Source organism: Bradyrhizobium huanghuaihaiense (assembly GCF_007830635.1).
In the GTDB taxonomy this organism is placed as follows: domain Bacteria; phylum Pseudomonadota; class Alphaproteobacteria; order Rhizobiales; family Xanthobacteraceae; genus Bradyrhizobium; species Bradyrhizobium huanghuaihaiense.
Genome location: NZ_VLLA01000019.1, coordinates 102453 through 110096, shown reverse-complemented (window position 1 = coordinate 110096; position 7644 = coordinate 102453). Strand labels below are relative to the sequence as shown.

The window sequence follows — 7644 nt, the reverse complement described above, 5'->3', positions numbered from 1 at the left end:
GTGGTGACGGTCACCGACGGCGACGGCGACACGGCGACGAGCCCGACCGGCATCGGCGATGCCGTGCAGTTCCAGGACGACGGCCCGACGGCGGGAATCGTGCAAGGCGCCGCGGCGGTGGCGCACGACGAGACCGCGGGTCTCCAGGCGGATGCCGACGATACCGACGCTGCCGCAGTGGCGGCGTTGTTCACCGGCGTCAGCAATGTCAGCACCGATCTGACGGCCGGCTTCGCGCAGGACGCGACCCCTGTCGTGAGCTCGACCGGAAGCTCGCTCGGCGCGGACCAGGAGGGCGGAACGATCGTGTTCTCGCTGGCGGTGTCCTCCGCAGGGGTGGACTCCGGCCTCGACACGACGGCGGGCACCAGCATCTTCCTGTTCAAGGAAGGCGACCTGGTGGTCGGCCGCATCGGCAATTCCTCCGGGGCGGCGGCCTTCGCGGTGGCGATCAACAGCTCGACCGGCGTCGTCAGCGTGGCGCAATACGCCTCGCTGAAGCATCCGAACTCGGCCAACGCTGATGAGTCGATCAACATCACCGACGCTGCGCTGCTGGCGGTGGTGACGGTAACCGACGGCGACGGCGACACCGCGACGAGCTCGACCGGCATCGGCGATGCCGTGCAGTTCCAGGATGATGCGCCAACCATCGGGCCCATCGCCGATGGGCAGGTGGACTTCTCTGCTCTCTCTACCGTAACCAAGACGCTCAACGGAGTGGTCGGAGCGGATGATCCGGCGACCTACAGCATCACGAGCTCGCCGGCGAGCCTGACGATACTCGATGGCACGGTCTCGCAGATGACGCTGCTGCGGGAGCTCTCGAACAGCGATACTGTCGCTACCTACTACAAGGACGTTGATAACAGCGGCACACACACTGCAGGCGACATCGATTTCTTCAAGCTGACCCTGTCCGGCGGCAGTTACACCTTCGACGTCCTGCAGAATCCGCCGCCTGCGGAGATCAGCTTCAGCTTTGCCGGCGCGCCCTCCGGCAGCAACCTCTTCATGACCTTCGGCGATCCGACCTCGACCCAGATCGTGGTGATCGGGGAAAATCCGCTGAACCAGTCCCAGGGTGGAAGCATCACGACCAAGGACGTACTCAATATCAGCCAGGCCGGCAGCACCACGTCGTTCGGTGTCAACGGCAACGCGCTCAATGACAACGCCAATTACCCCACTGAGGGCGCGTACATCACCTACGTGACGGGCACGAATACGAACTTCCTCGTGCCCAATCTGGACCAGAACGAGGCGGACGTCGAAGCCAACATCGACTTCCAGAACGTCTTCAATGCGACCGGCGCGTCCTTCACCGTCAACCAGACCAACCCGGGCGTCGGTCCCGTCACCGTCAAGATTACGGCCTTCAACACCGCCAAGGAATCGGGGGTGAATTTCGTCGACGGGCTCACCAACGACCAGCACGTCAATATCACGTCGGCTTCGGTCACCGACTTCGTCGTCAAGACGGGCAACACGTCATTTACTCCCGTCGCCACGATCGACACCGACGGCAACTTGATCATCACCGGGCTGAGCACCGGCGACAAGGTGTCGTGGTCGACGGGCGCGACGACCCACGACCGGGTCCTGATCGAAAACATCAGCGCTCATGACACCGTTGTCGGCAACGACAACAACACCTTCGATATCGGCGGGTTCAGCCTGATCCAGTCGCAGCCGGCGCCCGATGAGAAGCTCGACTTCACCGTTCAGATCGCCGATGCCGACGGGGACACGGCGTCCAGCAGCTTCTCCGTCAAGATCGACGGAAACCACGACGGCGTCATCAACGTCTGAACCGCAAGCCGCCGGCTGCACGCCCCTTGGCGTGCAGCCGGCACCTCACATCGGGCTGGTGATGCTGCATGAAATTCCGAGAACCTGACTTCAGCCGGTCGCCGCAAACGCAAAACCTGTCCTCGCTGCTTCACGCCTGCCGCGGCGTGCTGGTCGGGCTCGGCCTGATCACCGCCATGCTGAACGTGCTGTACCTGACCGGCTCGTGCTTCATGCTGGAAGTCTACGACCGCGTTGTACCGAGCCACAGCGTGCCGACGCTGATCGGCCTCGCCGCGCTGGTCGGCGCCCTCTATGTGTTTCAGGCATTCCTCGACATTCTGCGCGGGCGCATCCTCGTCCGCATCGGCGAATGGCTCGACCGTGCATTCTCGGCGCGCGCCTATGACATCGTCGCGCGCTGGCCATTGCGGGCGCGCGCGAGCGGCGACGGGCTGCAGCCGGTGCGCGATCTCGACCAGGTGCGCAGCTATCTGTCCGGGCTCGGCCCGACCGCGCTGTTCGACCTGCCGTGGATCCCGTTCTACCTCGCGATCTGCTTCCTGTTTCATCCGCTGATCGGGCTCACGGCGACGATCGGCTCGCTGGTGCTGGTGTCTCTGACCCTTCTGACCAACCGGCTGACGCGCGAGCGAACCAGGGAAGTCACCGGGCAGCTCGCGCAGCGCAATGCGCTCGCCGAGGCCAGCCGCCGGAACGCCGAGGTGTTGCAGGCCATGGGTATGCGCGGGCGGCTTGCCGCGCGCTGGGCGGAGGCCAATGACAGCTACATGGCCACCCAGCGCAGTGCCGCAGATATCACCGGCGGCTTCGGCTCCGTTTCCAAGGTGCTGCGCATGGTGCTGCAATCGGCGGTGCTCGGCGTCGGCGGCTATCTCGTCATCAACCAGGAGGCGACCGCCGGAATCATCATTGCCGGCTCGATCCTCGCCTCGCGCGCGCTCGCGCCGGTCGAGCTCGCCATCGCCCATTGGAAGAGCTTGATCGCGGCCCGGCAGAGCTGGAAACGCCTGCAGCAGCACTGGGCACAACTCCCGGCCGAGGACGAGAAGACGCCGTTGCCGCCACCGTGCAAGTCCCTCGTGGTCGAGGCCGTCTCCGTGGTGCCGCCGGGCGAACAGGCCGCCGTCGTGATGGAAGCCTCCTTCGCGTTGAACCCGGGGCAGGGGGTCGGCATCGTCGGTCCGAGCGCATCGGGCAAGTCGTCGCTGGTGCGCGCCGTCGTCGGCGTGTGGGTGTCGGCGCGCGGCAAGGTGCGGCTGGACGGCGCCGCGCTCGACCAATGGAGCTCCGAGGCGCTCGGCCGCCACATCGGCTATCTGCCGCAGGACGTGGAGCTGTTCGCCGGCACGGTGGCGCAGAACATCAGCCGCTTCGAACCGGCTCCCGACGCGGAGGCGATGATCGCCGCCGCGCGCGCGGCCGGCGTGCACGAGATGGTGCTGCGATTGCCGAAGGGCTACGACACGCCGATCGGCGAAGGCGGCGCGGCGCTCTCTGCCGGGCAGCGGCAGCGCATCGCGCTCGCCCGCGCGCTCTACCGCGATCCCTTCCTGGTGGTGCTCGACGAGCCCAACTCCAATCTCGACGCCGAGGGCGACCAGGCTCTGACGCAAGCCATTCACGGCGTGCGCGCGCGGGGCGGCATTGTCATCGTCGTCGCGCATCGCACCAGCGCGCTCGCCGGCGTGGACCAGTTGATCGTGATGGCCGAGGGGCGCGTGCAGACGTTCGGACCCAAGGACGCGCTTCTGGCCAAGATGGTGCAGCCGCGCGCGGGGCCGGTGCCGCTCAAGGTCGTGACCGAGGGAGCCGGTCCATGAATCGCGAGCCGATGAACGTGGTTCCGCTCTCGATCCGCCGGCATCTGCGCGCCGGCCTTGCGGGAGTCGTCATTCTCGCCGGCGGCGTCGGCGGCTGGGCGGCGACCACGGAATTGGCCGGCGCCGTCGTCGGCTCCGGCACGCTGGTGGTCGACAGCTACACCAAGAAGGTGCAGCACCCGACCGGCGGCGTGGTCGGTGAACTCAACGTCCGTGAGGGCGCCCAGGTGAAGGCCGGCGACGTGGTCGTACGCCTCGACGAGACCGTGACACGGGCCAATCTCCTGATCGTCGTAAAAAGCCTCGACGAACAGACGGCGCGCCGGGCGCGGCTCGAGGCGGAGCGCGACGGCCAGGACTGGCTCGGTTTTCCCGCGGAGCTCGTTGCACGTGCCGCTGATCCGGACGTCGCTCGCCTGATCGTCGGCGAACGCAAGCTGTTCGAGCTGCGCCGCGTCGCCCGCGCCGGCAAGAAGGCGCAGCTCAACGAGCGCATCGGCCAGCTTCAGGAGCAGATCCGCGGGCTCGACGAGCAGATCCAGGCGAAAGACCGCGAAACCACCTTCATCGACCAGGAGCTTCTGGGCGTGCGCGATCTGTGGCGAAAGAATCTGGTCCAGATCACGCGCCTGACCACGCTCGAGCGTGATGCGGTGCGTCTGCATGGCGAACGCGGCGCTCTGGTCGCCGCCATTGCCGAAGCCAGAGGCCGGATCACCGAGACCACGCTGCAGATCATGCAGATCGATCAGGATCTGCGTAGCGAGGTCGGAAAGGATCTCGCCGAGATCCGCGCCAAGACCTCGGAGCTGGTTGAGAAGCGCGTGGCCGCCGAGGATCAGCTCAAGCGCATCGATATTCGGGCGCCGCAGGACGGCACCGTGCATCAACTGGCGCTGCACACCGTCGGCGGCGTCATCAGCGCCGGCGAGCAGATCATGCTCGTCGTCCCCGCCCACGATGCGCTCGTCGTCGAGGTGCGGATTCCTCCGCATGAGATCGATCGTCTGTCGGTCGGCCAGCCGGTGCTGCTGCGCTTCACGACCTTCAATCAGCGCACCACGCCTCAACTCAACGGCGAGGTGAGCAACGTCTCTGCCGATGTCGCAGTCGACCAGAAGAGCACGGCGAGCTTCTACGTCGCCCGCATCGCCGTTCCCGAGGCGGAGATCGCACGCCTGGGCGAGCTGAAGCTGATCGCCGGCATGCCGGTCGAAGCCTTCATCCAGACCGGTCAGCGCACGGTGATGTCGTACCTCGTCAAGCCGCTCTCCGATCAGCTGATGCGCGCCTGGCGCGAACGCTAGCGCGAGCCCGGCGTTTTCAAATGCAGCCATCACATATGTGATCTCTGCAGCTGAGCGTGTCATTCGCAAAGGCTTTGCGATTGCGACCGTCCCGCCGCTGCGAACTCATTGCATGAGAATCGGACCAAACGGCGGGGTCGGTATCATGCTCCGCAGCCGTTGATTCAAATCAATCTGCTGGTCCCTGGCACTGTCAATGTTTGCGACGCGTTGGTCGTTCTTGGGGAGTGCTCGCAATGGGAATCCCTCGCAGCGCATTTGCAGGCGCATTCGTATTGGCCTTGGGCTGGACTCCGTCAGCTGCGCAACAGGTGACAGGCACTCCAGGCTCCGCTGATGCCACGACCACCATCACCGGCCAGCAACTTCCGTCGCCGCCGCCAAAGTTTGGCGGCGTGATCAAGGAAAAGGCCGTGGAGTCGAGTTCGTGGTGGGCGCCGCGGATCGTGCCGCCGAAAGGCGCGCCTAACGTGCTGCTGATCATGACAGATGACCAGGGCTTCGGGGCGCCCAGTACCTTCGGCGGCGTCATCCCTACGCCATCGATGGATCGCATCGCCAAGGCGGGGTTGCGATACACCAACTTTCATTCCACGTCGCTGTGCTCGCCGACGCGGGCAGCTCTGATCACCGGCCGTAACCATCACTCGGTCGGGTACGGTGTCGTGGGTGAAATCGCAACCGGGTACCCGGGTTACGACTCGATCATACCGCTCGATAAAGGCACCCTTGGCACGATTCTCAAGGAGAACGGCTACGCGACGTCGTGGTTCGGCAAGGACCACAACACGCCCTCCTATCAATCCAGCCAGGCCGGGCCATTCCATCAATGGCCGAATGGAATGGGTTTCGAATATTTCTACGGCTTCGTCGGCGGCGATGCCAGCCAGTGGCAACCGAACCTGTTCCGCAACACGACCGCGATCTATCCGTTCCTCAACAATCCGGGCTGGAATCTGGAAACAGCAATGGCCGATGAAGCCATCCAGTACATCAAGCAGCTCAAGGAGGTTGCGCCGGGCAAGCCGTGGCTCGTCTACTACGTGCCGGGTGCCACTCATGCGCCGCATCACCCCACGCCCGAGTGGATCAAGAAGATCAGCGACATGCACCTCTTCGACGAAGGCTGGAGCACGGTGCGCGAGAAGATCTTCGCCAATCAGAAGCGGCTCGGCATCATGCCCGACAACGCCAGGCTGACACCGTGGCCAAAGGGATTGCCGGAGTGGGATTCCCTGAACCTGGAAGAGAAGAAGCTCTTCATCAGGCAAGCCGATATCTACGGCGCCTACCTTGCTTACGCGGATCATGAGATCGGACGCGTGATCCAGGCCGTGGAAGACCTCGGCCAGCTCGACAATACGCTGATCGTCTATATCGGCGGCGATAATGGCGCGAGTGCCGAGGGCATGGTGAACGGCACGCCCAATGAATTCACGACCTTCAATGGCGTGCCTGTGCCTGTGAAAGATCAGTTGCTCTGGTATCCGTTCTGGGGATCTGAGCGTACGTTCCCGCACTTCGCCGCGGGCTGGGCATGGACGATGGATACACCGTTCAAATGGGTGAAGCAGGTGCCGTCGCATTTCGGTGGAACGGCTCAGGGTGTGGTCATGTCATGGCCGGGGCACATCAATGACGCCGGGGGCATCCGCAGGCAATTCCACCACGTCATCGACATCGTGCCGACGATTCTGGAAGCGGCCGGCATCCCGCAGCCCGAGATGGTCAACGGCATCAAGCAGGATCCCATCGAGGGTGTCAGCATGGCCTATACGTGGGAAAAGGCGACCGCAGATTCGGCAACGACCCACAAGACCCAATACTTCGAAATGCTGGGCAACCGCGCGATCTACCAGGACGGCTGGGTGGCTGCGACCACGCCCGCGACCCTGCCTTGGGAGTTGAGCACCGCGACGCCGCCGGACGTCATCACCGGCTACAACTGGGAACTGTACGACGTGCGGGAGGATCCCACCCAGTTCGACGACCTTGCGGCAAGGATGCCGGACAAGCTCAAGCAGATGCAGGATCTCTTCTATGCCGAAGCGAAGAAGTACAACGTCCTGCCGCTCGACAACTCGACGCTGGCTCGTTGGAATACGCCACGTCCGAGTCTCACCGCTGGCCGAACGGAATTCACCTACTCCGGCGAATTGATCGGCACGCCGGCCAGCGCCGCGCCGAGCATCCTGAACAAGGCTTATGCCATCAGGGCGGAAGTGGAGATCCCGCAAGGCGGCGCCGAAGGCATGATCGTCACCCATGGCGGCCGCTTCGGCGGCTATGGCCTGTTCCTGAGCAAGGGCGAATTCGGCGCCGGGCGCGGCAAGGTGGTGTTCCTGTACAATCTGCTCGACCTGAAGCGCACGACATGGGAGGGCCCCGAGCTCGAAGCCGGGAAACACACCATCGTCTTCGAGTTCAAGCCCGAAGCGCCCGGTCTTGGCAAGGGCGGCACCGGCGTCTTGTTGGTGGATGGTAGGGAGGTGGCGCGGAAGACTCTGGAGCATACCACGCCCGTGACCTTCCCCGAGGACGAGACCTTCGACGTCGGTCAGGACACCCGCACGGGCGTAGCTCTGCTGGAGTACCGCTATGAGCCGCCATTCAAGTTCACCGGCAAGCTCAACAAGCTGACGTTCAAGCTCGATCCGGAACCGACGACACAAGGGAAGAACTAGCGGCCGCTCACCCTGCGA

4 protein-coding genes are annotated in these 7644 nt (G+C 64.5%); all 4 read left to right on the top strand.

Annotated features, from left to right (window positions below; all coding sequences use genetic code 11):
* The coding region (locus tag IQ16_RS30890; protein WP_018645970.1) for a DUF5801 repeats-in-toxin domain-containing protein at positions 1-1812 on the top strand (1812 nt) is incomplete at its 5' end.
* A gap of 68 nt (positions 1813-1880) precedes the next feature.
* A complete protein-coding gene (locus tag IQ16_RS30885; protein WP_018645971.1) occupies positions 1881-3635 on the top strand; it encodes a type I secretion system permease/ATPase in 1755 nt (584 codons plus the stop codon).
* Positions 3632-4942 (top strand): HlyD family type I secretion periplasmic adaptor subunit, encoded by a 1311-nt coding sequence (locus tag IQ16_RS30880; protein ID WP_018645972.1) that lies wholly within the window; start codon positions 3632-3634, stop codon positions 4940-4942. Before IQ16_RS30885 ends, IQ16_RS30880 begins: the two co-directional genes overlap by 4 nt.
* A 236-nt stretch (positions 4943-5178) precedes the next feature.
* Positions 5179-7626, top strand: a complete 2448-nt coding sequence (locus IQ16_RS30875; protein ID WP_026312457.1) for an arylsulfatase — start codon at positions 5179-5181, stop codon at positions 7624-7626.
* The last annotated feature ends 18 nt before the right edge of the window (positions 7627-7644 follow it).